26 protein-coding genes, 3 tRNA genes and 1 pseudogene are annotated in these 25,678 nt (G+C 45.9%); 17 read left to right on the forward strand and 13 right to left on the reverse strand.

Going from position 1 to position 25,678, the window contains the following annotated elements; genetic code table 11:
- Positions 1 to 21: 21 nt before the first annotated feature.
- From ABDB91_RS08390 to ABDB91_RS08405, 4 genes and pseudogenes are all read right to left on the reverse strand, one after another.
- Positions 22 to 876, reverse strand: a complete 855-nt coding sequence (locus tag ABDB91_RS08390) for a CoB--CoM heterodisulfide reductase iron-sulfur subunit B family protein (RefSeq protein ID WP_347491148.1) — start codon at positions 874 to 876, stop codon at positions 22 to 24.
- 56 nt (positions 877 to 932) lie between these two features.
- Entirely contained in the window at positions 933 to 1,472 is a 540-nt protein-coding gene (locus ABDB91_RS08395) for a 4Fe-4S dicluster domain-containing protein (RefSeq protein ID WP_347491149.1), read from the reverse strand.
- A gap of 808 nt (positions 1,473 to 2,280) precedes the next feature.
- On the reverse strand, positions 2,281 to 2,670 hold the full coding sequence (locus ABDB91_RS08400) for a hypothetical protein (protein WP_347491150.1): 390 nt from the start codon (positions 2,668 to 2,670) through the stop codon (positions 2,281 to 2,283).
- Positions 2,671 to 2,701: 31 nt separating this feature from the next.
- A pseudogene (locus tag ABDB91_RS08405) lies at positions 2,702 to 2,900 on the reverse strand (recombinase family protein); the annotation flags it as partial.
- Positions 2,901 to 3,022: 122 nt separating this feature from the next.
- Here ABDB91_RS08405 and ABDB91_RS08410 point away from each other — a divergent pair.
- Positions 3,023 to 3,220, forward strand: a complete 198-nt coding sequence (locus ABDB91_RS08410) for a type II toxin-antitoxin system HicB family antitoxin (RefSeq protein ID WP_347491151.1) — start codon at positions 3,023 to 3,025, stop codon at positions 3,218 to 3,220.
- 46 nt (positions 3,221 to 3,266) lie between these two features.
- On the opposite strand, the gene ABDB91_RS08415 is transcribed toward ABDB91_RS08410, so the two are convergent.
- From ABDB91_RS08415 to ABDB91_RS08435, 5 genes are all read right to left on the reverse strand, one after another.
- Positions 3,267 to 3,350: transfer RNA gene (locus tag ABDB91_RS08415), tRNA-Leu, on the reverse strand.
- A gap of 1,140 nt (positions 3,351 to 4,490) precedes the next feature.
- Positions 4,491 to 4,739, reverse strand: coding sequence for a DUF1540 domain-containing protein (locus ABDB91_RS08420; RefSeq protein WP_347491152.1), 249 nt, complete (start codon positions 4,737 to 4,739; stop codon positions 4,491 to 4,493).
- A gap of 134 nt (positions 4,740 to 4,873) precedes the next feature.
- The gene (locus ABDB91_RS08425) at positions 4,874 to 5,443 is read right to left on the reverse strand and encodes an HPP family protein (protein WP_347491154.1); all 570 of its coding nucleotides are present in this window, start codon (positions 5,441 to 5,443) and stop codon (positions 4,874 to 4,876) included.
- A 190-nt stretch (positions 5,444 to 5,633) separates the two neighbouring features.
- Positions 5,634 to 6,752 (reverse strand): hypothetical protein, encoded by a 1,119-nt coding sequence (locus ABDB91_RS08430; protein WP_347491155.1) that lies wholly within the window; start codon positions 6,750 to 6,752, stop codon positions 5,634 to 5,636.
- Positions 6,753 to 6,937: 185 nt separating this feature from the next.
- On the reverse strand, positions 6,938 to 7,342 hold the full coding sequence (locus ABDB91_RS08435) for a hypothetical protein (protein ID WP_347491156.1): 405 nt from the start codon (positions 7,340 to 7,342) through the stop codon (positions 6,938 to 6,940).
- A gap of 162 nt (positions 7,343 to 7,504) precedes the next feature.
- Between ABDB91_RS08435 and ABDB91_RS08440 the strand changes: the two genes are divergently transcribed.
- Both ABDB91_RS08440 and ABDB91_RS08445 read left to right on the forward strand, forming a co-directional pair.
- A tRNA-Gly gene (locus ABDB91_RS08440) sits at positions 7,505 to 7,578 on the forward strand.
- Between the two features lie 7 nt (positions 7,579 to 7,585).
- Positions 7,586 to 7,662 (forward strand) — tRNA-Arg (locus tag ABDB91_RS08445).
- A gap of 296 nt (positions 7,663 to 7,958) precedes the next feature.
- On the opposite strand, the gene ABDB91_RS08450 is transcribed toward ABDB91_RS08445, so the two are convergent.
- Together ABDB91_RS08450 and ABDB91_RS08455 are read right to left on the reverse strand one after the other, a co-directional pair.
- Positions 7,959 to 9,197, reverse strand: coding sequence for a tyrosine-type recombinase/integrase (locus tag ABDB91_RS08450; RefSeq protein ID WP_347491157.1), 1,239 nt, complete (start codon positions 9,195 to 9,197; stop codon positions 7,959 to 7,961).
- 3 nt (positions 9,198 to 9,200) lie between these two features.
- The gene (locus ABDB91_RS08455; RefSeq protein ID WP_347491158.1) at positions 9,201 to 10,190 is read right to left on the reverse strand and encodes a hypothetical protein; all 990 of its coding nucleotides are present in this window, start codon (positions 10,188 to 10,190) and stop codon (positions 9,201 to 9,203) included.
- A 126-nt stretch (positions 10,191 to 10,316) separates the two neighbouring features.
- Here ABDB91_RS08455 and ABDB91_RS08460 point away from each other — a divergent pair, with 126 nt between their 5' ends.
- From ABDB91_RS08460 to ABDB91_RS08510, 11 genes are all read left to right on the forward strand, one after another.
- Positions 10,317 to 10,514 (forward strand): helix-turn-helix transcriptional regulator, encoded by a 198-nt coding sequence (locus ABDB91_RS08460; protein ID WP_347491159.1) that lies wholly within the window; start codon positions 10,317 to 10,319, stop codon positions 10,512 to 10,514.
- Positions 10,511 to 10,768: a helix-turn-helix domain-containing protein gene (locus ABDB91_RS08465; protein WP_347491160.1), complete on the forward strand. Its 258-nt coding sequence runs from the start codon at positions 10,511 to 10,513 to the stop codon at positions 10,766 to 10,768. Before ABDB91_RS08460 ends, ABDB91_RS08465 begins: the two co-directional genes overlap by 4 nt.
- A 13-nt stretch (positions 10,769 to 10,781) precedes the next feature.
- Positions 10,782 to 11,582 carry a conserved phage C-terminal domain-containing protein gene (locus tag ABDB91_RS08470; RefSeq protein ID WP_347491161.1) on the forward strand — a complete coding sequence of 267 codons (801 nt, stop codon included), beginning with the start codon at positions 10,782 to 10,784 and terminating at the stop codon, positions 11,580 to 11,582.
- 293 nt (positions 11,583 to 11,875) lie between these two features.
- Entirely contained in the window at positions 11,876 to 13,321 is a 1,446-nt protein-coding gene (locus tag ABDB91_RS08475; protein WP_347491162.1) for a bifunctional DNA primase/helicase, read from the forward strand.
- Complete coding sequence (locus ABDB91_RS08480) at positions 13,308 to 13,727, forward strand: hypothetical protein (RefSeq protein WP_347491163.1); 420 nt, start codon at positions 13,308 to 13,310, stop codon at positions 13,725 to 13,727. Before ABDB91_RS08475 ends, ABDB91_RS08480 begins: the two co-directional genes overlap by 14 nt.
- A complete protein-coding gene (locus ABDB91_RS08485; protein ID WP_347491164.1) occupies positions 13,724 to 13,861 on the forward strand; it encodes a hypothetical protein in 138 nt (45 codons plus the stop codon). Before ABDB91_RS08480 ends, ABDB91_RS08485 begins: the two co-directional genes overlap by 4 nt.
- On the forward strand, positions 13,858 to 14,067 hold the full coding sequence (locus ABDB91_RS08490) for a hypothetical protein (RefSeq protein WP_347491165.1): 210 nt from the start codon (positions 13,858 to 13,860) through the stop codon (positions 14,065 to 14,067). The genes ABDB91_RS08485 and ABDB91_RS08490 overlap by 4 nt, the downstream gene beginning before the upstream one ends.
- A 115-nt stretch (positions 14,068 to 14,182) precedes the next feature.
- A complete protein-coding gene (locus ABDB91_RS08495) occupies positions 14,183 to 14,845 on the forward strand; it encodes a hypothetical protein (RefSeq protein ID WP_347491166.1) in 663 nt (220 codons plus the stop codon).
- Positions 14,846 to 15,034: 189 nt separating this feature from the next.
- Positions 15,035 to 15,520 (forward strand): helix-turn-helix domain-containing protein, encoded by a 486-nt coding sequence (locus tag ABDB91_RS08500; protein ID WP_347491167.1) that lies wholly within the window; start codon positions 15,035 to 15,037, stop codon positions 15,518 to 15,520.
- A 204-nt stretch (positions 15,521 to 15,724) separates the two neighbouring features.
- Positions 15,725 to 17,320, forward strand: a complete 1,596-nt coding sequence (locus tag ABDB91_RS08505) for a hypothetical protein (protein WP_347491168.1) — start codon at positions 15,725 to 15,727, stop codon at positions 17,318 to 17,320.
- Between the two features lie 37 nt (positions 17,321 to 17,357).
- Positions 17,358 to 21,797, forward strand: a complete 4,440-nt coding sequence (locus tag ABDB91_RS08510) for a phage tail tape measure protein (RefSeq protein WP_347491169.1) — start codon at positions 17,358 to 17,360, stop codon at positions 21,795 to 21,797.
- A gap of 380 nt (positions 21,798 to 22,177) precedes the next feature.
- Here the strand turns inward: ABDB91_RS08510 and ABDB91_RS08515 are convergent, their stop codons facing one another.
- On the reverse strand, positions 22,178 to 23,038 hold the full coding sequence (locus tag ABDB91_RS08515) for a hypothetical protein (protein WP_347491170.1): 861 nt from the start codon (positions 23,036 to 23,038) through the stop codon (positions 22,178 to 22,180).
- Positions 23,039 to 23,081: 43 nt separating this feature from the next.
- Positions 23,082 to 23,405 carry a hypothetical protein gene (locus tag ABDB91_RS08520; protein ID WP_347491171.1) on the reverse strand — a complete coding sequence of 108 codons (324 nt, stop codon included), beginning with the start codon at positions 23,403 to 23,405 and terminating at the stop codon, positions 23,082 to 23,084.
- A gap of 382 nt (positions 23,406 to 23,787) precedes the next feature.
- On the opposite strand from ABDB91_RS08520, the gene ABDB91_RS08525 reads away from it, so the two are divergent.
- From ABDB91_RS08525 to ABDB91_RS08535, 3 genes are all read left to right on the forward strand, one after another.
- Positions 23,788 to 23,955, forward strand: a complete 168-nt coding sequence (locus ABDB91_RS08525) for a helix-turn-helix domain-containing protein (RefSeq protein ID WP_347491172.1) — start codon at positions 23,788 to 23,790, stop codon at positions 23,953 to 23,955.
- 764 nt (positions 23,956 to 24,719) lie between these two features.
- On the forward strand, positions 24,720 to 24,956 hold the full coding sequence (locus ABDB91_RS08530) for a helix-turn-helix transcriptional regulator (protein ID WP_347491173.1): 237 nt from the start codon (positions 24,720 to 24,722) through the stop codon (positions 24,954 to 24,956).
- A 27-nt stretch (positions 24,957 to 24,983) separates the two neighbouring features.
- A complete protein-coding gene (locus ABDB91_RS08535) occupies positions 24,984 to 25,238 on the forward strand; it encodes a DUF739 family protein (protein ID WP_347491174.1) in 255 nt (84 codons plus the stop codon).
- Positions 25,239 to 25,678: the final 440 nt, after the last annotated feature.

The following is a 25,678-nucleotide window of genomic DNA, read 5'->3' on the forward strand; positions in this document are numbered from 1 at the left end:
TCCAGACCTCCATCACAAAATTTAGTCCGCCAGAGACAATGACTGTAACAGCGGGTTGGGGTTAATTAAATGCAAGTTGAGCCATTTTTTAGTTTCTTTCAGTCCCAGTGCCAGGCCAATCAGTTCGGTAAAATAAAAGGCCGGCAGGTCGGTGCCTCTTTCTTTGCGCCGCATCTCCAAATTAGATTGGCATAGCGGGCACGAGGTAACGATAGCCATTGCCTCCACCTCTTTGGCCGCCTCAATTAAACGGTTAACCATACCTTGTACAACCTTGGTGGAAGTCAAGCCCAGGTTAGCACCGCAGCAATCTGTTTTGTATGACCAGGGAATAGGCTCGGCACCCAATGCCTTCACTATCCTGTCCATTGACATGGGGTTTTCAGGATTGTCAAAATTGGTTACTTTAGGGGGCCTGACCAAAAGACAGCCATAGAAACAAACTACCTTAAGTCCTGTTAAAGGCTTTTGTACCCTTTTGGCGATGGCATCCGTACCTATCTGGTTGGTTATGGCCTCCAGCAATGAAACGACGTTAATATTTCCGTTATATTTAAAATCTACTATACTTTCAATTTCTTTACGCATATCATCATCATTGCGTAAGACATAGTCAGCCTTTTTTACCCGGCTGTAGCAAGCCGAGCAAGGAATAGCCAGATCCAGTCCCGTTTCCTGGGCCAGTGCCACGTTACGTGACGGCAGGGCTACAGATAACAGGTGGTTGGTACTGTGAGCAGACGTTGCTCCACAGCAGACCCAGTCATTGAGCTCTACCAAATCCATACCCAGTGCCTGACAGGCGATCCGGGCGGACATATCGTATTCTTTAGCGGTGGACCCTAAAGAACATCCGGGAAAATAGGAAAGTTTCAATTTATGTAACTCCTTTCCTTTAATAGCTGTTTATATAGATTGCCGATATTTATAAATTAGTGAGCTGTTTTGCTGAATATGTCCTTAATTCTGCCCCTGGCTTTGATACGGTGTGGCAATATCGGCATCTTACCCTTTCTAAACATTTCCATTCCAACACCCATATCAGAGAATAAATCGCCGCTTTTTATCTTGTAAATGACCATCATACTCGTTTCATGTACCCGGCCATGAGAACGCACTGAGTTTAAAAATACATTATGGAACAAATTGATGTTCTTTTCTTTAACTATACCGGCCGCAATGGCCATTTCTTTCAGGGCATCCATTACCTCGGCAACATTAATGTCATTGGGGCACCGAGCCCCACAGGTTTCACAACTAGAGCAAATCCAGATGCTGGAGCAGTTTAATACGCGTTCTTTTTGGCCCAGCTGTACTAAACGGATAATTTCATTGGGGTAATAATCTGCGAATCCCGTAGCAATACAGCCCGAAGCACACTTTTGGCATTGGTAGCACAGTTCAATGGGCTGTCCGCTTTTTTCCCTGACTTCATTAAAGAATTGTCTTTTTTCTGCGTCAATGAAACTCATTTAAATCCCCCCTCCTAAATAGATTAATATTTAACTTTTTTAAAAATGCTCGTAATGCACAGTAATTCATAACAAAAGAACAATTTTAATATATTTAACTAATTAATTTAAAAAATCAAGAAATTAATCTGAGCCATTAGGATTAGGTTAATGAATTTTAACTTGGCGGGTTTGCATACATTCTTATGTTATACTTAGACAAAAATTTCACTATCTATAAATAAACGAAATAATGTTTTGAGCATAAATAAATTATATGTTAATTCATCTTAAAAGAAAAGAATTATCTTATAATTTTATTCATATTCTTAAGTCTGGAAACAGAAAACTAATAGTTTAATAAAAATATGGAAATATATTGTATAAATATACGCATATTGGTTGTCAGAAACCCCGGCGAAAAAATACCCCACCATGGGGGTAACAAAAAAATATATAAAACATAGAAAAGGAGCATATGTTTATAATACTATATTATTGAAAAACCGAATTCTGTCAACTAGGTGACAAACAATAAATGCCAGATCGTGACAGCGGATGTAAAAAGATATTGTTTAAGTCCGGGAAGATGCATTTATTAGTATCTTATTGCGGCATGCAGCATATTATAAAAAATGGTTTTATAATTCAATAAATGTCCAGTAGGGGATTCCGGGATGAGTATATTAATTCTGTTAGCGCTGGCATCATTTTTTAGACATAACGTCAGGCGCGGTATAAAGCATATTATTTATTCTGTTTCCAGTCAACATAACCAATAAATTGGAATTTGGCTGCTTCGCATTATGTCGTATAATACGGTGTTACTCTATCTGGTCTCGGCACTTGTCTCGCTCAATGCCTTCGTTAACAATGGCAAAGCTATATAGAGTGCTTTGAGATTATTACTAAGCATCGTATGCTGCCAAGTGCCTTGCGCTAATTTTGCTCGTGCTTTATCAGATTTGCTAATCAGAGAAGTGATTGGTGCAAGCGCATTTTTCAAATCTTCTTCGGTATAACAATCCACAGCGTCACTCTCTGCTAATCCTTTTGATATCAGTGATGAAGCTATATGAAGGGCTTTAAGCCTGTTCTTTTTTAACGTATACTGAGAAGTACCTTGCGCAAATTTCTCTTTTGCTTTCTCAGCCCTGCTAATCATTGAAGTTATGGCTCGGAGCGCTTCCTCCATATCTTTTTCTGTAAAGTCATCCATAAACTCAACCTCCACAAATGCCGGTGCTGTCCTCGGCTATGCTTTCGGCAGCCGATACCATTTTTACACCGGTTTTTCCCAAAGTAGCTTTATTGTATGCGCTGTCGTGGCGGTTTCGGACGAAGCGGTCTAACTTCCACACAAGCACCATATCAAACAAGTGTCCTTCACTATCTGTCCTTCACCATCCGCTGAAATTCGGGGCGGTTATCAGTCTTGGCTGATAGGGCAGCATATTCAAAAATTCTCTCCTGTCAAGGCCTGATTTATTCATTTCAACTTAGCTGTTAGACCAGACAATTTCATCGGGATGGTCTGCATAGCGTAGCCATATATATCAACGCTGTCACTCGTGCCGTCGTTGCCCGGTTGCATAACTGAAGGGGATACTATCCAGGAAGTCCCGGAGAATGCCCACGAAGCTATCAAGGGATACTTAGAAGCGTTAAAGCTCCAGGTCGCCCGCTGCCTGAAAAGGATATTCAGTTATTTTACGGGGAAGTTGAGGTTTCATTGTGATGATGACACCGCGCTTTCCTCGGATATGTGACTAAAACTAAAAGCCCTCCGAAATCCCGGAGGGCTTGATTTATCAATGGTGCGGGCGAGAGGATTTGAACCTCCACGAGTTGCCCCACTGGATCCTAAGTCCAGCGCGTCTGCCGTTCCGCCACGCCCGCAATATAAAGTTTATCTGACCGCAAATATTAATATATCATTTTTAATTTATATTATCAAGGACTAGAAACTAATTTTAAACCCATTTATTAGCATACTCTCTAAATGATGTTCAATTTAATGGTTCTAGAATTCGTTGCTGATATTCTAGTTAGTGGCCTGATTTCTAAATAAATCTGATTTCTAAAAAAAACCTGGATATTCAATTATTAATAAGTATGTCGCCTCATCATAATAAATTACGATTGTAGTGTGTCAGACTAACAGTGCAGGTTTATAGTATGCATATTTGCATCGGGTATGTAATCCTGCATAGATGATTTAATAGTAAACAAGCAACAAGTAATTATCAAGGCAAGGTATAGTATATTGCATTAGGTTATGTAATATTGCATGAGGTAGCTAAGTCAATATAGGCATTTGAAGAATTTCTTGTTTGAACGAAGTTTATCCAATGATACATAAAGCAGCCTATGCGTTTTTGCATAGATATCGGCGTAACATTATTTAAAAAGTATTGTTATCCTCTCTGTGAACCTTCAATATTGCGCATTAGGCAGGCGTTTTGCTGGGTTCTGCCTGCCTTTTATGGGGTAGATGCTTCAGATAAGAGGCTTGTTATTGTTTTTTGTTATTCTTAATAATATTTTTGGTAATCCAAATGACAGTTTGTTATTTGGCATGTGTTTTGCATATAAAATATGATAATAAATGAAAATTAATCATGGAAGGTGAGACCATGAAAACTAATATTGTGAAAACCCCTTGCAAAACTTGCAAAAACTGTGGTGGGACGAATTGTTTCCTTTGCGTGGCGTTACAAAGAACAGCATGTGCAATGGAAATGGAGCTATATAACCACAGTGTGCAAAATTTGTTTACTGAAATAACTTTACCCTGCAAATATTATGTGCGAAAAATATAAGCTCTTTCAATAGTTATATAGTCATTATTTGAAAGGGTGTTTAGATTAGTACATCTTTTTATATGATACTCTTTAGAAAGTTAGGGATTATTACAAATACATGATTCCTCAACACCCATTAAACTATATTTTGGAAATTACTTGATACAGTTTGGTACGATTGTAATAAGTACACAGGCTACTATTGTAACCTGTGTACTTTTCTATAATGTTAATGTCAGGACATTTTGGTGATATTGTCGGCATTTATTTTTGCGGAGCTTTTGGGGACAAAAGTTTTGCAGCAAGTAGACATGCAGGAATCCGCTGCCGCAGGGGTTAGTTGTTTGGCCATGGTGGCGTCAATACTATCCAGCTGTTCTGATGCAAAAGCATCGGGGGTTACTAGAATTTCATTAGCCAGGCACTTGTTGCCTTCCTTCCAATAGTGGCAATTATTAATGATGCAGTGGACGTGTTGATTCATTTCTGTAATCACTCCTCCTTATGTTAATGTGTTTAGTTTCCTTATTTATTATCTCCCAAAGTAGTTTGTTTATTTGCTATGTTTAATAAAGATTTTGTTATGTAGATAAATGCCATTATTGATTTTTAGCTAAATTAATACCAGTAGTCCGGGTATTTGCGTTCGGTTGATATATTATTTACTAGCAATGCAATAAGAACCAGGCACAAGGCACCTAGCCCAACTGGAGAAAAAATAAAACCGAAGTCCTGGGCGGTGTAAACAGCAATAAAGGCTGTGGCTCCGCCTGGCGGGTGTAATGTACGGGTTAAGGTCATGGCTACAATGGCCGACGTTACACCCAAGGCTATGGCCCACCAAGCATCACCGCATACTTGATACACCGTAACCCCCATTAAAGCTGATATAAGGTGACCTCCGACAACGTTTCTGGGTTGAGCCATTGGTACATGACAGGCAGCGTAAAGCAATACTGCCGAAGCGCCAAAAGAGGGCAACAAAAGCGGTAAATGGTAATGGTCCGATAAAATCGCCACCAGTCCGATACCGGCAAAACTACCCAGTGCCGTAACAAATAGGCCGGATATGGAGAACATCGGCAGTGACGTGCATCGGCCGCCTTTCATCTTACATAGGTAAGTAACCAGTGTTTTTATTACCATATTATGCCAACCCGGTACTGTTTGCTCCAGGGTATTCTTCATTTTTTTTGACACCTCCTGGGCAAATATTACCGGAATTTTATCCAAGAATGCAGTAATCAACGTCACTTGTCTAATGTGATTTGCATCACATGTGAGTCCGAACCGATAATGCATTTACAATCATGGTGAAGAATTTTTGCTTGACAGAATAAGAATCCAGTTATCCTGGTGAATTGGAAATGCCAAGCATCTAACGTACTAAGTCGACATGCTGCACAGTACCCGCGCTGCCGTCCTCTTTTATAAATATACCCGTTCTTTGCACTTGGCCCTGCAGCCCATTAGCACTGTCTTTTAAAGTAAAGGGTGTGCTGATATTGCCGAGATAAATGGCTCCGATGCCCTTTTCACCTAGTGCAAATAATACATCGTTACCGTTGTCATCCTTTGTCCAAATGCGCAGACGTTCATAAATAGGGTCGTTTTCATCAATCCACTGATTTCCGTCGGAATCATAGCGGGCTAAATCTGCAAAGCCGTCGCCGCTTTGAGGACCGAAAAGCTCTCCGCCGTTATTAATTATCCCATCGCCATTTTCATCAAGGGCGAGAAAGCCGCTGCCCGGACAGAGGAAGGAAATCTGATCTGTTTGCCCGTCATTGTCCAGGTCAAAGCTAATTTTATTATTGGTTAGCGAAGGTGCTGTGCCGTCAAAATTAATCACCAGTGGGTCTACGGCTGCGGCGTTGCCGGCTATTATGCTTATATCCCGCTGTGAGGCGAAGGTTCTCCGCATGTTAATTTGCAAGGAAAAGCTTATTTCTTTACCGTCAGCCGTTTTTATTGTACCGGTGGATTGAAAGGTGGTTTGCTCTTGCTCAAAGTGGGCTTCGTGATAATTATATTCTAATCCCCAGCCCACTGACTGCCTTGCTGTGACGGTAGTCAACCCTGGTAGATTGTAATTTGCAGCTGTATTGGCAGACGGTAACCTGATTATTTCCGGTGTAACAAATTTAATCTTCTTACCTGTTAGCGCCTGCAGGATACTTTGCATAATACGTATTCTCTGCTTATCTTCTTCGCTTAATTCATAAACAATGTTTTCACCGCTAGACCGCTGTATATTGCTCTTACTTTCCAACTGCTCTTTCAGCATCTGTCTTTCCTGCAACAGTCTTGCTTTAGCTTCGTCTGAAATTTCCAAAACATCCGTTTCGATTTCAAGAAGCTGTCCGGAAAGTGCAATTTGTCCCCCGCTGTTCGGTTTTTGATTGCCTATCCATATTCTTAGCGACTCTTCCTGAACATGTCTTTCATTATAAGTATGTTGACTGGACATGGATATGGCAGCGCTTTGTATTTTCACAATCAGTCCTCCTATAATAAAGTTTGCTCCGGATATATACAACTCTGGTTATTACATAATTAACCATATTATCGGCTGAATAGCAAAAACCTTAAATAAAAAAGCGGATGTGTTGTCAGTTGGCCGGATTTAAGCCGCATGTAAAAATCAGTGCCGACGGAGCCTTTGTTAGCTTAATCAAACCATTATTCATGCATTACATTTTTTTTAATGTAAATTATTAAAAATTTGATCAAGAACCTGCAGACTAGATAAATAGCCAGTAGAACTCCAAAACCCCATAAACCGGCCGCAATATCTTGCAGTTCCATGTCGCCGCGACCCGTCAGCTTCTGTTGGACCTCCAGGCTTAAAACCAGAATAGATATAACGGTAAATGTAAAGATAAAGGATATCCAAGAAATATTATATTTAGCCAGCCATTTAAAAAGGGTGTCAGTGAGTATAAAAAAAAATACTCCTAGCAAGCCGATCACCCAAAAATGCAAGTCCTTATCCGTTAAAGGAAGTCCTAGATGTTTGCAAAATGCCCAAATGATATCATGCATGTCGTTGATAATATTAGCAATTTGAGTAAAAAGCTCAATCATTTTTAATCACCAACTTTATTTACTAAGTTAAATTATGTATAACAATTATTTTGTTTCAGGCACTCATCTAAATATCCAAAAAACTTTTTGACTTCATAAACATTTTTCTGTATAATAATATTGTTCGCTTCAGATGAAGCGTAAATATAATAATAATACTGGGCGGGTGTAGCTCAATGGTAGAGCCCTGGCCTTCCAAGCCAGTCGTGTGGGTTCGATTCCCATCACCCGCTCCAATTTTATCTCCCGGTAGCTCAGCTGGATAGAGCAACGGACTTCTAATCCGTAGGCCGCGGGTTCGAATCCCTCCCGGGAGGCCAGATAAAGCTAGTGTTTGCAAGGGTTTGCGGGCATTAGCTTTTTGTATTTCAGCAGAACTGTTAGCATAATGGGGACAATTTGGGGACAAACAAGCCACAATTACGCCTAACAGAACCTCGCAGGGTAACTTTGCATGGGCTAATTATGGGGCACGGCCGAGGTATCTTGGACGGCGCCCGGGAGGTTTCTTTTTATATTTTAATTATTGCGGGCAGGAACTGTTAACCATAGCCAGTAACTGGGTTAACAATTGCCTGCATAAAGAGGCGTCTGCGACCTCACCCCGTCGTTCGCATTATTTGCTTTGTGCTTTTGTTTTCTCGTTACCTTTCATGCGCTGAAAAACTTGCTCTAGTCTATCAGCTGCATCCCGGTCGGCACTTTTCAGATAATGCCCGTAGATGTCCATTGTTGTCCCGATTTTGGCATGTCTTAGTCTACCCGACACCGTTTTTACTGGAGCGCCCGCGTTGATTAATAGAGTGGCGCTGGTATGTCTTAGACCGTGGAAATTGAGGTGCGGCAAGCCGTGTCTTTTGAGAAACTTCGGAAACCAGCTGCCAACCGTGTAGGGATGCATTGGGCGTCCGTCCCAGGTGGTAAAAAGCCTGTCTGACCCCTGCCACAGATCACCCGCCTTTAATCGCTCTTGTGCTTGGTGGGCCTTGTACTGTTTTAGCATAGCCATAACCGAAGGGGATACCGCTAATATATCCTCGGACATTTCAGTCTTGGGCTTCTTGGTGAACGTACCTTCGCCGGGTAAGTATTGGCTGGCCTGTTTGATTCTGACAGTGCCAATCGTAAAATCAACGTCATCCCATTCAAAACCCATTAATTCACCCTCGCGCACTCCGGTATCCAACGCAAGCACTACAGCCACCCGGTACTTTAGCGGTTCGTTCTCCAAGGCCGCGAGCATTGCCGTAACCTCTTGCTCATCATAGCATCTAGCCTGGTATTTCGGTACCCTTGGAGGCTTAACCCTGGCGGCTGGGTTTGTTGCTATAACCTGCCATTGAATGGCAGACTGCAAAATGGAGGATATTACCCGGTGGTGATGCCGGATATTGTTAGGGGACAGTCCCCCGGGTTTGCCGTCCTTCCGCACGCCGTCCTCCTGCAAGTTGGCGTAGAACTCCAGCAGATGGTTGGGCCTGATTTCCTCAAGCCGTAAATGTCCCATAGCCTCCAGGATCCTTGTTAGTTTTTCCTTGTAGCCATGCACAGTTTTTGGCTCAAGGTTCGGTTCGGCATAGTCCCGAAGCCAGCGCTCTACAAAGTCACTAAAGGTTAGTTTCGCCGGGCAAATAAAAGCGCCCTTTTCGATTGCGTCAACAAATAAAGCAAGCTGTTTCTCCACTTCTCCGCGAATTTTGCAGCGGCTTATCTTTGCGCAACCCTTGCAGCTTGTCTTTTCGCAAGTCTGCTCAACGGTGATGGTTTTGGTTTTCTTGACCCGCCCGGTCGGCCCCTTGTCCGAATAAATTAGGCGCCATGAGCGCAGCCCGCGTTTTTCAAGACTACCTGCCATGGATTATACCTCCCTTAGATATCTCTTAAAATAAGCTTCAAGCTTATTTGCGAGTTCGTCCCTACTCATATCCGCTCCATAAATCCTGTCCGCGTAATTCTTGAGTTTGTCATAATTCTCCGAGGACATTTTTCCTCGCGCCCTTCGCATTCTGAATCTTGCGAGGGCCTCATCCTTGGTCGTCTCCCCCCTTTGGCGTCGATTTTGCTGATATCTAACCCTGTCAAACGTCCTTGACTTCATGCTCCCCCACAGGCTAAACAGTGCGGCACTCATAACATCCGGCGGGGTTACCGTAAGTTTGCCGGTGAGCGGTTCTATCTGCGAAAAATTGCGCAAAACACTTAAATAGCGCCTAATATTTGTCCTAACAACCTTTTTGATGTAATCTGGCAGCTTTGAGCTTTCCCTGGGTATTGGAGCTGGCAGTTTGAGAAAGTAAAGGCCCGCGTCGTGGACAGCATGAGAATGTTCCGTCATCAACATAGGACTGCCATTATGCAAGTAAAGCCGATAATATTGGGGCGGCCCATTGAATATAGCAAGAAATTCTTCAACTTCAGGCTGTGCAACTTCAAGTGATAGCAATCTTCGAACCTTCAATTCGTCACGCCTGGCAGCACTTTCCCATAGGTCGCTAACAAGCTTGAAAAAATCTAAAGCGTTCATGATTTGGCTAACTGGAGCCGGGTTATCTTTTATCAAAGGCCCGTACTCATTCCAGAAATTTACAAGACCATCTTTTTTTAACCCATAAACCACTGCGTGAATATTGTTTGCCAGTCTTTTCCCGCGATTTGTTTTTTCCCAAAATAAATATGGCGCTAAGTACTTCTCCCTCGGTTCGTAACCTTTTTCGACGGCGCGGCGGCGATGTTCCCAAAATTCAACCGCCCGCTTGTCTTTTGTTGGAATCTCCCACGGCAGCCTGTTGTCAATCCGAGCCTCGCATTGACAGGGCGCTTTTAAAACAATCTCTGCTTCGATTTTCATGAATACGCTCCGTTCGTTCAGTTCGTTGACTATATGATATCATAAATTCAAGAAAAGGTCAATGTTCGTTTTGTTCGTTAACAATATGATATCATGGATTCAGAAAAAAATTTAGGAGGTGGGAAGATGAATAGGGTTCGTGAAATTCGAAAGCAGAAGGGGCTTTCGCAGTTCGGGTTAGCGATGGCTGCGGAGATTCATCCGAGCGTTATCAGCCGCATCGAGTGCGAAGTATGGCCGCCGTATCCCAAGTGGAGACGGAAGCTGGCGGCAGCGTTGGGGGTGTCGGAAAACGAGCTTTTCTCGGAGGTGCCGAAGCAATGATACAATTAGGAATTTCTAGCACTGCACTCCGTGAGACCATGGGCGCAGGCGAGGCAGCAGCATTGCTGGGCGTGAGCCGGTGGTTAATATATGAAATGGTAAAAAGGCAGCAAATCCCCTGCGTACGGGCCGGTAAGCGGGTCTTGTTTCGCCGGGTGGCACTGGACGCATGGATGGACGCACAGGAACGGGGTAGCGTCGATGCGGAACCGGAAGCGCCCATGGAGCGGGGTGTCATCCGCCGGCTGAAATAGGGGTGATTGTGATATGGCGCGTCCAGCCAAAGAAGGAATGGATTATTTCTCGCACGATACAGATGCCGTGAATGATCCGAAAATTGAGGTATTGCGGGCCTTATACGGTAATGACGGCTACGCGTTTTTCTTCATTCTTTTGGAACAAATTTACAAAAGCAGCGATTTCGAGGTAAACGTTTCTGACGCAGAAATGCAGCAGATATTCGCCAGAAAAGTATCAGTAACTCCGCAGAAATTTTCAGAAATGATTCAGACTGCTGTAAAGTGGGGTTGCTTTGACAGGGAAGCATACGAAAAAAGAGGGGTTCTAACCAGCAACGGCATAAAAAAACGGGCTTCCGTGGTACTAAGAAAGCGAAAAAAGATGCGAGAAGAATATCGGGAAGCCAGGGATATCAAGCCTTCCGATGATGACAGAGTTTCTGACAGAGTTTCTGACGCAGAAACGCAGCAGAAAAAAGGCAGAAACACAGCAAAAACCCCTAAAGAAAAGGAAAGTAAAGGAAAGGATAAAGATATATATATTTCCGTGATAAATTTTCTAAACCAAAAAGCCGGGACCAATTACAAAGCGGCAACTAAAACAACGCAGCAGCTTATTGACGCAAGACTGAGCGAAGGATTCACAGAGACTGATTTCATCACAGTCATAGATAAAAAGACGTCCGAGTGGAAGGGCACAGATATGGCAAAGTATTTGCGGCCTGAAACACTTTTCGGGACAAAGTGCGAGTCATATCTCAATCAGTCAACCAGCGGGAAAAGCGCTGGCGACAATAACCATCCGGAAGGATTCGAGGTGATCAGATGAACCCCATGGAGTTTGCGCAAAAACACCTGCAACCGTACAAAATCAACGGCGATGAGATAATCCCGGCACTTTGTCCTTTTTGCCACGGCGGGCAAAGTCAAGACAAACATACTTTCGCCCTAAATGCGGAAACCGGCGTGTACAACTGCAAACGCGGGAGCTGTGGTGCCACTGGCACATTCAGGCGATTGCTTCGAGAATTCGGAGAGGACACCCAAACCGATACTTTTCATCGGCGCTCAAGTAAGCAGTATAAAGCCCCGACCACGCAGGTGTCCGCGGCAGGTGACAAAGTGGCGTCGTACCTGAAAAAACGGGGCTTCTCCCCTGCTGTTTGGGAACGGCGCGGGGTCGGCGAATGCAAAGGCGCCGTTGCCATGCCGTACTACGAAAACGGCAATCTGGTGCTGGTGAAATTCAGGCCGGCGCATAAGCCTGGGCCGAATGAAAAAAAGGGCTGGCGTGAACCAGGCGGCAAGGCCGTTTTTTGGGGCATGGATCTTTGCACACCGGACAAGCCTCTGGTGATCTGCGAGGGAGAAATGGATGCCCTCGCCTTGGATGAGGCCATCGAAAATGTTGTGTCCGTCCCAAGCGGCGCAGAGGATTTGACCTGTGTAGGTAGCTGCTGGACATGGCTGGATAAATTCAAGCGGATAATCATCTGGGCCGACAATGACGTCCCGGGCCGGAAGCTGGAACGCAATCTAATTCAACGCCTGGGTGCTTGGCGGTGCAGCGTGGTTCGGCACTCATGTAAGGATGCGAACGAGGTGCTTCTGCTCCACGGCAAACAGGCGGTGGCCGATGCCGTGGCCGGAGCGGTTGGGGTACCTATGGAGGGCCTTATAGCGCTGGCGGACGTGCCAATGCTGGACTACCGAGACGTGGCACGGGCACGGTCAGGTATCCGTGGCATAGACCAAACAATCGGTGGGTTTATGATGGGCGAGCTGTCCGTTTGGACTGGTATAAACGGTTCTGGCAAAAGCACATTACTAGGTCAGTTGCTCCTGGATGCTGTTGATCAGGGATTTGCAGTATGCGTCTACTCAGGTGAGCTTCCCGCCCGAATGTTCCGGTACTGGATCGATCTGCAGGCTGCAGGGCCGCAATTCCTGGAAATGCGGCATGATTTAGTCAGAGAACAGGACGTACCCCATGTCGCACCGGACGTTGCGAAAAAAATCCGTGCCTGGTACCGGGACAAGTTCTATCTGTTCGACAGTTTCGGAGCGGCGAAGGATAGCAAAATTCTTGAAGTGTTCGAATATGCTGCCCGGAGGCACGGTTGCAAAATTTTCATGGTTGATAACCTAATGACCACTGTTTTTACCGGGAATGATCGGGATTTCTACCGGCAGCAAAGCAACTTCATCGGCCAGCTGAAAGACTTTGCCCACCGGCTCGATGTACATGTGTACGTGGTGGCCCACCCACGAAAAACGCAAGGCCGACTAACCAAAATGGATATTTCCGGAAGCGGCGATATTTCAAATAGAGCTGATAATGTGTTTTCGGTACACCGTTGCGACAAGCAAGAAGCTGCGGAACTCGGTTGTGACACCATGATAGACATTTTTAAAAATCGGTTTTCTGGTCGGCAAGATGTGTCGGTACAGCTGCTTTTCGATAGTACCTGCAAACGGTTTTGTATGGCCGGAGAGTGCGGGAAAATCGGCAAAAAATACGGCTGGCTAGAGACCAAAGAAGGGGACTATAGCCTTGAAGATTTCTGACATAATAGCACAACTGGATAATCTTGGAATAAAAGTCTACATAGGCCGGCAAGGAGAGGCGCGTTTGAAAGTGCCCGAACTGGTGCCCGATGGCGCTCGCTCCCTGTTGACTGAACTAAGGCAGCGCAAAACTGAAGCTGTTGAGTATCTACGCTGGGATGAAACCCAAGCCATGGCGCTACTAGCTCAAAGCCTGGGGCGTATCAACCATCGCTACATTGCCGGCGCCCTCCCCTGGGCGGCGGAGCATAGCCCAGAACTGTACCAAGTCTTAAAGCCCGCTGAGCGCCGTTTTAACGATGCCTACCGGGCAAGGAGCATATCTGACTGTCGGCAAGCGGTGATGGAGTACGAAACGGCGTTTAATGCGCTGATTGCTGAATTTCAAAGGAGTGATGCTGGTTGAAACGTGTTAACCAAAAACGATACAGAGCCGCCCTGAAAGAAGGCTGGTTCCGGTGCATCCGGACGAAAAACGGCTTTTGGGTCACAAGTGAACGCATGGCGGAACACAGAGCCGCCGCGAGGGGGTGGAAATGATGGCTAAACACCATGATGCGGGTAAACGGTTTGAAGTTTGGATGCATGGTAGCTTGTTGGTTTTATCAACAGAGGATTTATGGGAACTGCTGAAGCACTCCCCGGGAATATGGAAGCGGGCTATCCAGCGGGGCAAAGGCGTCAGGCGCAGCATGGCAATGGAAAAACGGCAAAACGCCCCCAGTAGAAAGGAAGGTGTTGTGTAATGAAAATTACCGAGGACGCCGGGGCCATAATCCGAGGTCGAGAACCACCTAACTATTGTCTACGGCTGGAATCAGTGGAATTAAAGCAAAAATTTATCAAAGGAGTGAATTAAAAATGATTGAAGGTTACATTGCAACAACTGATATGTTCAGCCCGAAGGTAAGGAGGCTGAAGGACGTTATCGAACACGTGCTGGCTGCGGCCACGCTAGACTACATTGACGCCGGAAAAAACCAGGAGCAAGAAGAGAAGCGTTTCCGCAAGGCTCCCACTCCCAAGTATGACGCCCGGCAAATCGTCAGCAATGCCCGGACCGCCATTGGTGAGTACACAGGCAGACCTCTTGCAGTTGATGAACCTCTGCCCGCTGAGGCTGAATACTACCTGAAAAAGTATCTGGGCAGGATTGCCCGGACGAACGCCGATTTGCAAAGTCAAATTATAGAAATATGGCCGGACCTGGGGCCGGGGCGGGAATTGACGGCGAAGGAAAAGGCCGCGCTCCTGGACCTGCAGGAGCAAGCCGAAGAGTTAATCCATTCCTTGGAAGAGACGGCCAGTGATGCCCTAGGCGTCCTGCACGTCTTGACACAAAAAGAATATGCCATCGTCCGCGGAACTGCCGGCGCGAAGCACCGTTTCATCCGCAACCAGGCGGAGGAATTCGCGGCATTTTTGGAAAACCGTGTCCGTACAACATGGGGCAAACTGACCGGCAAGATAAGCTCAAGCGATTGCAACACATTTAAATATGGCAAACGGCGGTGGGCGAAGTGAAGCCCCGTCCTTTACCAAAGCCCTTGCCGGTATGCAAGCGGTGCGGCTGTGAAACGCCCGAATTAAACAAGGCCGGCCTTTGTCAAACTTGCGAAGAATACGCTTACCGCATGGAATTATGTGACCGGGCAATGCGGCGGGGTCAAGCCCCGCCCGAATTCCCGAAGCCTATGAAAGGATGACGAAAAAATGAATAAAAAACCCCAAAAAACCGATTGGCTAGAAACGGAGGTGCTAGAGCCGGTACCCCGTGCATGGGAAGATAAACCGGCACTGCGCGGGAACCAGAAAGATTACCCGCCGGAGGTGCGAGAACAAGCCGTACAGCTCGCCATTGAGCTAAAATCATCTGCAAAGGCTGCCAAACGATTAGGCATTGATCCCTCAACGGTGCGAAGTTGGGTGTCCCAAGAACTTGCAACGGGTGAAAGCGTTGACCCTGCTTGGAGCACAGGCGCCATCAAAGAAATCGAGCACAAAATAGATAAAATTTTGGCCCGGGTAGAGCCTGACAAAATAGATAAAGCTGGGCTCAGGGACCTAATTGTCGCTGCTGGAATCCTATTGGACAAGCGAGCGGCTATGCTTCCCAAGGCTAAAAATGAGGTACCCTGCCGGCTGCGCATCGTCTGGCGCGGCGGGCAAGGCGCCGCGGAAATTGAAAGTAAGGAGTGAGATTTTGTGACAATTGCATTAGCAGTGTCAACGCCAGAAGGTATTATTTTAGCATCTGAATCAAGAGCGATCATCGCGTCTAATAAATGGTTTAAGGATTATACAAATAAAATCTACAGCGATGATTTTACAGTTTTAGAGGGTGATCATCCAAAAATTCACAAGGTTGGTCATTATACTCTAATATATTCAGGCATTAGCAATTTGAATGGGTGGACCTCAGATCAGGAGATAGCAAAGCTGCATCGCATGGCAACGGTCGGAACCGACTTTAAGATACTGGCAGATGGTTTCTATGCAAAATTGCGGAAGACACTAAAGGGATACGGATTTGGATTCCTGCTTTGCGGGTACGACCGTGGCGGTAATCAGCTATGGGCCGAGGGAACATCAGACAGTCCACTGGAGGTCAATGGTGGGCCCGGAACACAACCCATGTACTGCCTACGCGCTTTTGGCACTGTGGAAGCTATCGCAAAGCTATTTAAAGACGAGGTAATCCATTATGAAAATATGTCGCTTCAAGATGCGTTCTCCTTCACGATGCTAAGCATGTCAGTAGGTTGCAAGTGCCTGGAGTGGTTCGACAGCTTACCTGCCGTATCTGGTGGCAATATCTACCTTGCGACGGTAACTCCTTGGGGGATAGCGGGCTACAAATTTCCACCGTACGATCCGTCAAAACCAGCACCCGCAATGCCGTGGCAAATACCAAACAATGCAACGCAGCCAGTCAGAAGCCATGGCATTGGTGGGTATATCTATTCCTCTTTATTTCGGTCAGGGACGCAGGATGCAACCGACTACACGGAAATAGCCCAGGGGGACTCGCCGGTAAGGGTAGTCAAGGGCGGCAAGGTGGCGGCTGAACTATGGACGAGTACACGATTTGGCCTTGCCGGTGGTTCCGGTGGAGCTATTGTGCTTCGTAATGTTACAGTCGACGATATGCGGGGTTATATTACCGCATATCATGGACAGTTTGGGGATGGCCTGCTAGTCAATGCGGAGAACGATAACACCACCGAAAGGGACTTAATCCTAAAGGGGGATGCCGTAAGAGTTAAAGCGCGGGAGGTGTCTATAGATAACCCCCTGGGTCAGGTTGCAATGGGCGTCGTTGGTAATTTTAGAGTCTACGGTTCCTATGGAGGCGACATTGAACCTGCAACTAATGGAGACGGCGATATTGGCAACAGTTCAAAACGCTGGTACCAGGTGCGGGCCATTAACATCCAGTCCGGTGACCTGTGCTTTTCAGAAACCAGTTGCCCTATATGCGGCGAAAAATTCAAAAATGGGGACGTTATAGTTCTTTTATGTAAAACCGTCCATGAGGACTTCGGAACCATGACCATTCCCATGCACGACAGATGCAAGGACACCCCGGCCATGGTGACCGTGGAAGTGCCTGAAACCGAAACCCGGTACAGGTTTAACCCTGAAATCGGGGATATTGAGCCCTACCAGGTGTCAAAGTTCGTTGATCGGGAAAAAGAAACTCCCCAAGTTAAAGAAGGTTTCATGCTGGACGAATTAACCGGTCAATTCACAAGAAAAGCCCTTGTCGTGCCCCTTGCCAAAGAGGGGTATGTGGGAAAGCGCACCGAAACCGGCGTGGTGAAATTTTACAATGAGTCAACCGGCAAAGAGGTCCCGTTAAGAAGCATCATGGAACCGGTAGAGGTATTCCCGGAGCGGTTAGCCACGAGGCAAGAGGCTGTAGGAATGATTATGGTTAAGCGGCGGCGACCGGTAATGAGATGTATTACTATAAACACTGGACAGGCGGGGCTTTAACGCCTCTCCCCTGTTCTCTAAAAAAAGGAGTGATTATATGTCTGATGACGCTATTGTCTCTATTATATCAAGGCTGGGTGTAGATTATAGCCAAGCCATTATGTCAACAAGACAACTAGCCAGCGAGACGGCAATGCTTGATAAGCAGCTAAAAATGATGAAAGTTACTGCCGCAAGCGTAGGGCGTGCGTCTGGTGCTGGTTTGGCGACTCAGCTTATGGGCGACAAGGTAATTTATGATCAATACGGCAGATCGCTGTCGGTTGTTAGCCTTAATGCCGCTGAAATGGCAAGGTCGACAGAAACAGCTACACAGGCTGCCAAAAAGCACAAACAAACTGTCAGGGATTTAAACAACGAATATAGCGTGCTTGGGTCGCAAATGGAAAGAAGAATGTCATGGTTCATCGCAGGATCGCTAGCATTCGGCAGCATAGCCGCCGCAGGTGCCGCGATAAGAACGATTACCGACGTCGAGATGGGTATGACGCAAATAGCCCGTATCACCGAGGACGCCACGTTCAACTTTAAGGGTATGCGCGACGAACTGCTTAAGCTTGGTCAGGAATACGGTAATACGTGGGCTACGGTGCAAGACGTATCGTTACGCTGGGCACAGGCTGGGTATGGCGTCAAGGATACGATGGAGCTTACCAGAGCTTCGCTGTTGGCTTTTAACACCGCTGAACTGGACGCAAGCTATGCGACACAAGGTCTTATCGCCATTATGGCGCAGTGGGGCATGACGGCCGAGCAGCTATTGCCAACAATTGACAAGATAAATAAAGTAGCGGATGACTACGCCGTTACTTCACAAGATTTAGTGGACGGGCTTAACCGTTCCTCCGGTGCCGCCCACGTGCTTGGGATGAGCCTTGAGGAAACAATAGCTATCCTTACCGTAATGCGCGAGGCCACAGGCCGTACCGGCCGTGAAGTGGGTAACGCGCTAAACAGTATTTTGAGTTTTATGCAACGCGACGTTGCCCTAAACGCTTTCGCCCGCGAGGGCATTGCCGTATGGGCCGACGAAGCACAAACGCAGTTCCGCAATTTTATTGATATTTTTGATGAAGTAGCGCAAAGATGGCCCAACATGAACGCCGCTTCGCAGGACATGTTCGTCCAAGCCGCTAATCAAGCTGGTTTGTATTCGGAGGAATTGGCTGGGGCGGTTGGCGTTCAAAAAGAATTCAACGACCTGCAACAGCGTGACTTATCATCGGCCATGGCCGGTATCTACCGCCGTAATTACCTGTTGGCATTGCTGCAAAACTGGAGCAAGGTCCAGGATGTCTTGAATTCGCAACTGGACGCTGAAGGTTACTCCATGCGCGAGAACGAGCGCACAATGCAGACTCTTGCTAAGCAGTATGAAGCGTTAAAGAATGCGGCGCAACAACTGGCCGTGGCTATTGGCGACGCTGGTTTGCTCAATGAACTTAAAAAAGTTGTCGATGGCACGAAGAATGCTATTGATGCCTTTAATAGCATCGACCATGCCACGCGAAGCTTGATTATCAACTTTATCGAAGTTACCGCTACCTTAAAACTATTATCGGTAGCATTTAAAATGGTTGGCATATCAGGGTTGGCAAGCATAATGAGCGGCGCCGCTACCCCTATAAATAGAGCTGCCGGTGCGGCAAGGGGATTTGCCAGTGCGCTGGTAATGGCGCAAACAGCAGCTATCGGTACCGGCAGAAGTTTGGCTGCCTTATTTGGCGGGCCTGTAGGATTGGCTTTTACCGCCGCGACTACCGGTATTGTTCTTCTAAACAACCACATGAAACAGCAGGAGGCGCAGGCACAGCAGAACGCTGAAGCCGCGCAATCACTGACTCAGGAATACAACAATCTAAACGACCAACTGGCGACCACCAAGAAGGACGCGGACGAGTACAACACCCTTCAGGGTGAACTTCAGACCACAATGAACTCTATCGCCGACATAATGCCACAGGTAGTTGAACAGTGGGACAGCCAAGGTAACGCGATTAAAATTAATAATAATCTCTTGAGAGAGAATATTAAATTAGCACAGGAAGCGACCAGGGCCAATGCGATAAAAGACCTTGGGGACGCCGAGAAAAAAGTAGAAAAACTGAAAGAGGAACAAGCATCCCTTAATAAGCAGATCGCTGAAATCACGACACCGCAACCGGGACCGATAACAAGGGAATGGAGCCTCTACGGATATGACTTGGAGCGATTTCCCGAAGAGGATTCCATGAGGGCGAAGCTTCGTCAAATCAGCAACGTAGATCTGCCAGCGGCTGAGGCCATTGTAAATAAAACTAAAACCATTCTTGGCTTAATACAAGATAGTGGTGATGGTGGAGGCGACGGAAACAAAGATAAAAACAATAAGGGTTATATTGGCGGCATTGGTGCTCCCGACAAAAAGAAAGCTGCTGACGCCATCAAAGAGCAGATCCAATCCCTCACCGACGCCATAGCCATCCTTGACCTTGCCAACCAGCGGTACGAGGCTTCCCTTGCCCGCACCACCAACATGCTCAGTGTTAACGCCGCCGAGTATGATTACCTCACCGGCAAAATAGAGACTGGCACAGCTACATCTGCCGACTATGCCCGAGCACAGGAGCTTGTGGCTGTCAAAACGGCATTACTGGAGCAGGAGCAAAACCAGCTCATGGCTGCCAGCGATAAGTACCGTGCTGACATGGACGCACTAACCCCTGTATTGTCCGAAGCTACCCGTCAGTATGAGGCGTTCAAAAAAGCCGGTGACGCCGAGCACATGGAACAGGCGGGGCAGGTCGTATCGCAACTGCAAAGCAAAATACAAAGCTTATCCAGCGCGGTTGCCCAAAACAGCGCCAAATGGTGGGAGAACCAGCGGGCGGTGGAGGAAGCGGCCCAGGCGCTTAGCACCGACTACCTAAACCGTCTTAATGATTGGATTAACCACTATGAATCTATCGGTCGCCTAACGAATGAACAGGCTCTTACTTATCTCGGAACCATAGACAAAACAAAGCTAACTTTGCAAGACATGTGGCGATACGAGGAAGATATTTACAATCGCCGCCGACAAGCCTTGCAGGATGAAATGGACGAAATACAGGACGCATATAACGACCGGTTAAAGATGATTGAGAATGAGATAGAGGCCGAGGAAGAAGCCACGGAAAGAAAGGTGGAAAGCAAGGAGAAGCGCATTGACGCCATTGAGGAGGAAACCAATGCGCAGATTGCGGCTATTCAGGCACTAATTGACGCTCTTGACATAGAAGGTGAACAATCAGACCGCGAGGAAGCCGAACGCCAGCACAACCAAAAACTTGCCGACCTACAGGATGATTACAAATACCATGAGCTTCGTACCGGCGTTGAGCATCAACAGTCCATGGCCGATATCCAACGGCAGATGGCCGAGGAAGAACATGATTGGGAACTGCAAAAACAAGAGTGGGCGCGGCAAGACCAGCGGGACGTCTACCAAGACCAGATAGACGCCTTGCGTGAACAGGCTAAAACAAGGCAGGACGCCATCAGGGAAGAAATAAACGAAATCAAAAAGGCTTCCGACACCAAGAAGAAAGAACTGCAGGACTATTACGAGGAAGTCCAAGACCTGATGAACGATAAATCATTGGACATGCTGGCTTCGCTGTCTACGTACGGGGATGAATACGTCGATAAAGTAGTAGAAATCATGCAAAGGATCAAGGAAGCCATAAAGAATAACGATATCTCCTTGCTGCCGGGGTTGACTGATGATTTAGAGGACGCCATAGGAGACGCTGAGGACTCCAGCAACAACCGCCCCCCGGCAGGAAGCGGCGATGGTGAAACGCAGGCTCCCGAGGAACAAAAGAAAGCCGTGGCCACGTTTACATCGGGTGAGTACGTCAATAAGAACGGCACCACCTATGCCCAGGCGCGGGCCATAGCTAACGAGCTTGGCAAATCGGTGGATTGGGATAACGTAAAGAAAATCGCAACCATCGGCGGCAAATCATTCTCCGCTGACTATATCGACGACGGCAAGGCATATCTCAATCTACGCAAGGTAGGCCAGGCTTTTGGCTACAATGTGTCCTTTGACAGCAAGTCAAAGGTGGTAAGCTATTTCCCCAAAGCACACACCGGGGCCTATGTGACCGCCGGCGGTGTTGCCGAGTTGCTGAAAGGCGAGCGGGTGTTACCGCCGCAGCTAACTGTTAGCTTCGACCGGCTGGCTGGTGTGCTGGCGAGTATCCCCAACATACCCGATAGAATAAGCCTTATGCAGCGGGGGGCTATGCTGACCAGCGGGGATATGGAACGCATTGCCGGGAACATGACCGACAGAATAGTCCGCACCTTGGAACGCCGGGCGGGCGTTGAGATTGGTACATTATTCAATGTGGAGAGTGCTGAATTCGCTGATCGCACTGGCATGGAACAAACAGGCAGAGAGATAGCACGCGCAGTAAACGCATTGCGCACAACAAGGGGCGGTGGTTGATGCCCCTCCCTTAGAAAAAGCCCGAGAACGTAATTAGTTTAGTGTAGTGCGGCCTTGCCCGGCTGCATTACACTAAATATTTTACATTCCCCGGCCTCAAGACCGGGTTATTTTTATGCGGTAGGGTGGTTTCAAACCGCCTCTAGGTAAGGTAGAATGTTAGTTCTATCTTACCCAAGCTATTAATGTTATTAAAGGCTGGCAAATATGCGGTCTCGTTATACGCCTCACCCGGGAACCTGGGTGTTTGCACTTGTCCAAGACATGTGTTTTTGGTGCGGGATAAAGTAGCGTCCCGCTCATGCCTACTCCGCAAAAGATGCGCGTATAACGGTTGTGCATGGTTATTGTTATGTGCGGCATTGTTATTTTACCTTTCATCACTCCAGTACTTCTACCCCAAACTTATTCCCACTTCCTACTTGCTCGCCGAGAAAATCATCGTAAAAAATGACTATTCCTTCATTGTCGCCTTTCCATTGATTAAAAACATCCAAGTGGAGCTTGATCATGTATTTTTGCTCCGTCTCTGTGAATTCATGCCACTCCGGCGACACCCATACGCCTAAAAATTCAGCCTCCGAGTGCGTATAAGCCTTGCCGTCATTTCCTTCAACGCTAGCACCTACAATCACCGGTGCCCCGTTTTTAACAACGAGTTGCTCGAAATCGCGCGGGGAGTCTAATTTTGGTGCTCCCGATGTGGTGACTTTTGGCGGTGCGGCTTTGATGATAGTATCATATTTTTCCTTGTATTTCGGCAGAAGTTCCATAGCCGGCTTATAATCTGCTACGGAGGTTGACAAAAGCATTGAATCGTATGCCTCTTTATAGTTACCTTCGGCATACAGTGTTTTTGCCTCATTAAATAACTGTTCAGCATATTTCATTTTGGCGTCGGCCAAAATCGGTTGCGCTTCATTATAACTTGGATCGGTTTCGATTACCTGTTTAAGGTGTTCAACCGCAAATTTAAGACTTCCTTCGGCTAAGGCGGTTTTGCCGTTTTTAAAATGCTCCTGCGATTTAAGTATTGCTTGGGCCTTAACATATTTTTCAGTATCTTCCATAGCAAGAGAATCTATGCCTTTTGCCTTATTGTACCATTCAATTGTTCCTGTGAAATCATTTTTACTGAATGCGGATTGGGCATTATTGACATACCCCTGATATTCCTCCGCCCTACCGCATCCAGACAAAGCCACGGTCAAAGCAATTAAAAGTATCGCTAATATTCGCACAATTATCACTCCATCTTTTGCGTAATAGAAGTATTTCTTACCATTACCACCCTATCAAGTTATTTACTTCCGCAGCTTGACCATTGCCCAACAGTATAAGCACCGGTCCCGCGATAATCAACAAATACGCAACATACCTGTAAATTGACGGTTGGGGATCTGATATAACCGTTTCCCTCACCGGATAAAAATTGCCGCCACATTCGCACCGATCCACCATGGCGCCGCCTTTGTGTACGCGGTTGCAAGATTCACATTTATATTGCGTGACAACATCCATGGCCGGAAATGCCCGGGTCGCATAAAGCAGTAAAAACCCCACCCCCATTAATATAATACCTACACCCCAGATAAGAATTTGCAGCATTATAAAACACATCCTTTACTCTTAGTTTTTGTATAACGCTGGTTAGAACACTCTGTCCCCCATTCCCCCCCATTCTTTTTTCAAATCTTCTGTAAAATTTAATTTCACACTTATTGACAATCATTAAATAGAAAAGCCGCCGGCTTGGCACCGGTGGCTCTTATGATTAGTCAAATAAGACATTTACATTTCTACTCAACAATTTTCAACAAAACTAATTGTTTTCCTGCTAATTTTGTAAAAAAGGTAATACCGGGCTTCATTACTGGCCTGGTGCCGGAGTAAAAAAATAACCGGTTTTCCGCTCGGAAACAATTGACAATGTTACGTTAAGTTATATATAATGCAATTATAGTTATATTATTGGAGGTGGAATTTATAGTTGGCAGATTGGATTACCGAAGAAGAATTATGTGAGTGGTTAAAGATCAAGCGAATGACCGCTTACAGGTGGAGAAAGGCGGGGATGCCCCATATAGGCAGTCGAAAAAGCATCCGGTACAACAAAGAAGAAGTTGAGCAATGGTTAAAAGAAAAGGCGGTAAAGTAAAAGACCCCGGCCTGCCTGGACAGCTTGAACCGGAGTCTTATCGCACTAATCCATCCGAAAATGGTTAGCCTCTGCTTTAGTGTAACAGTGACGGCCCTCCTTCGGCAAGGGACATTGTGAGGGGGTCAAATACCTGGATTGTGACTGGAACTGGAACGAGAGCTTTGACAAAAAAATTAAGGTGGTATTAGGATGCCTAAAACTTTGCAAGGAAGTATCAGTGTTCAGGATGCGCTAGAAGCAACCCAGCGCTTGGCGAAAATTTATGATAGCCGCTTGATGATATCGGGATGGCTATCATAAATAACCCGGAATTTCGCTTTACTTTCGACGGGTGCTGCCGTTTGTGCAGTAAACTGATAAGTGGTTGCTTATTGCTAACGTGTTGGGGATAGAATTAAAAGACATCAAAGGGGGATAAGAGATGATAAAAATAGCTGAGGGAGAATATTTAATTTATATGAATAACGAATTTTATTTTGTGATAGACCTTGAAGCAAGTGAAATAGAGGAAGAAAAAAGACACGGCCTCGGTAACTAACACGTAACTAACAAATGAGCGCAAGGCCCTTATTTTGCAGGGCCTTGCGCTTGGAGTTGAGTTAAAAGACATAATGAAGTTATGAGTAGGTTTTTTAAAGTATAAGCGTGGGATGAGGTAAAAATAAATGAATCTGAACAATGTTGTAATCTCATCTCTATTGGAATATGTTACCATATCAATGAATATCATGGAAACAACTTTATTAAAGGGAGGTGACAAAATGACTAAAAAGCCTATCGTTAGCAAAAGACTCAAGGGATTGATGGCGGAGCATGAAATTACCATTCGTAAACTTTCCCAAAAAATTGGAATATCAGAAAACTCTCTTACTTTGAAAATTAATGGACGGCGCGATTGGTGGTACTGGGAAATGATAGCCATCATGAAACATTTTGGGTTTTCAGAAGTAAAAGACGTTTTTCCCGAACTATATGATCATATTCTTAAAGCCTGCTAAAACAATTTGAATTATGGGGGGGCAAGAATGTCTAAGAAGATGAGGAAATTCACCCAGCTTAACGCGTTAAAGGGGCGAATCAGAGAGGTGGGTACAACTTACTATGAGGTTGCAGGTGAGCTTGGTATTGCTGTGAATACATTTTCTAATAAAATAAATGGTTTCTCTGTTTTTAGCTTGTTAGAGGTGATTAGAATAGCAACTATTCTTGATATTGATCCTGGGGATATTGCTCATTATTTTATGCCTATTTATGATGTTAATTGTAAAATAGCCATATAAAGACTCCATAATTAGACTGTGAGGACTCCCTAAATTTAGGGAGTCCTCTTTCCGTCACTGCTTTCAAATTTTGAAAGGCAACGATTTATTTACTGATAGTTTTATAATTGCGAATGAGTCCGGATATGATCATTCGGCAATTCAAAGAAAGGTTAAAGATTACGAAGATGATTTTAAAAAATTAGGTAAAATTAGGTTTACAGTTTCCAGAACCGAAAACCAGAATGGGCATGACTCAGGACTTCCACACCCCCGGGTTACTAATAGTAAGGGTCTTCGCATAATGAACACCCTTCAGTGATGTCCGCATAATGGACATCACAAAGCTCGGTTCTCAAAACCGACCTTTCCCGATTTTAAATCGGGAAACTAACACTGTGGCAAGCTTGGTCTGGTACAAGTACGGTACAAGCACCGGAGTGCTCTGGTACTAATCGTGC

It is taken from the genome of Desulfoscipio sp. XC116, assembly GCF_039851975.1.
Lineage (GTDB): Bacteria > Bacillota > Desulfotomaculia > Desulfotomaculales > Desulfallaceae > Sporotomaculum.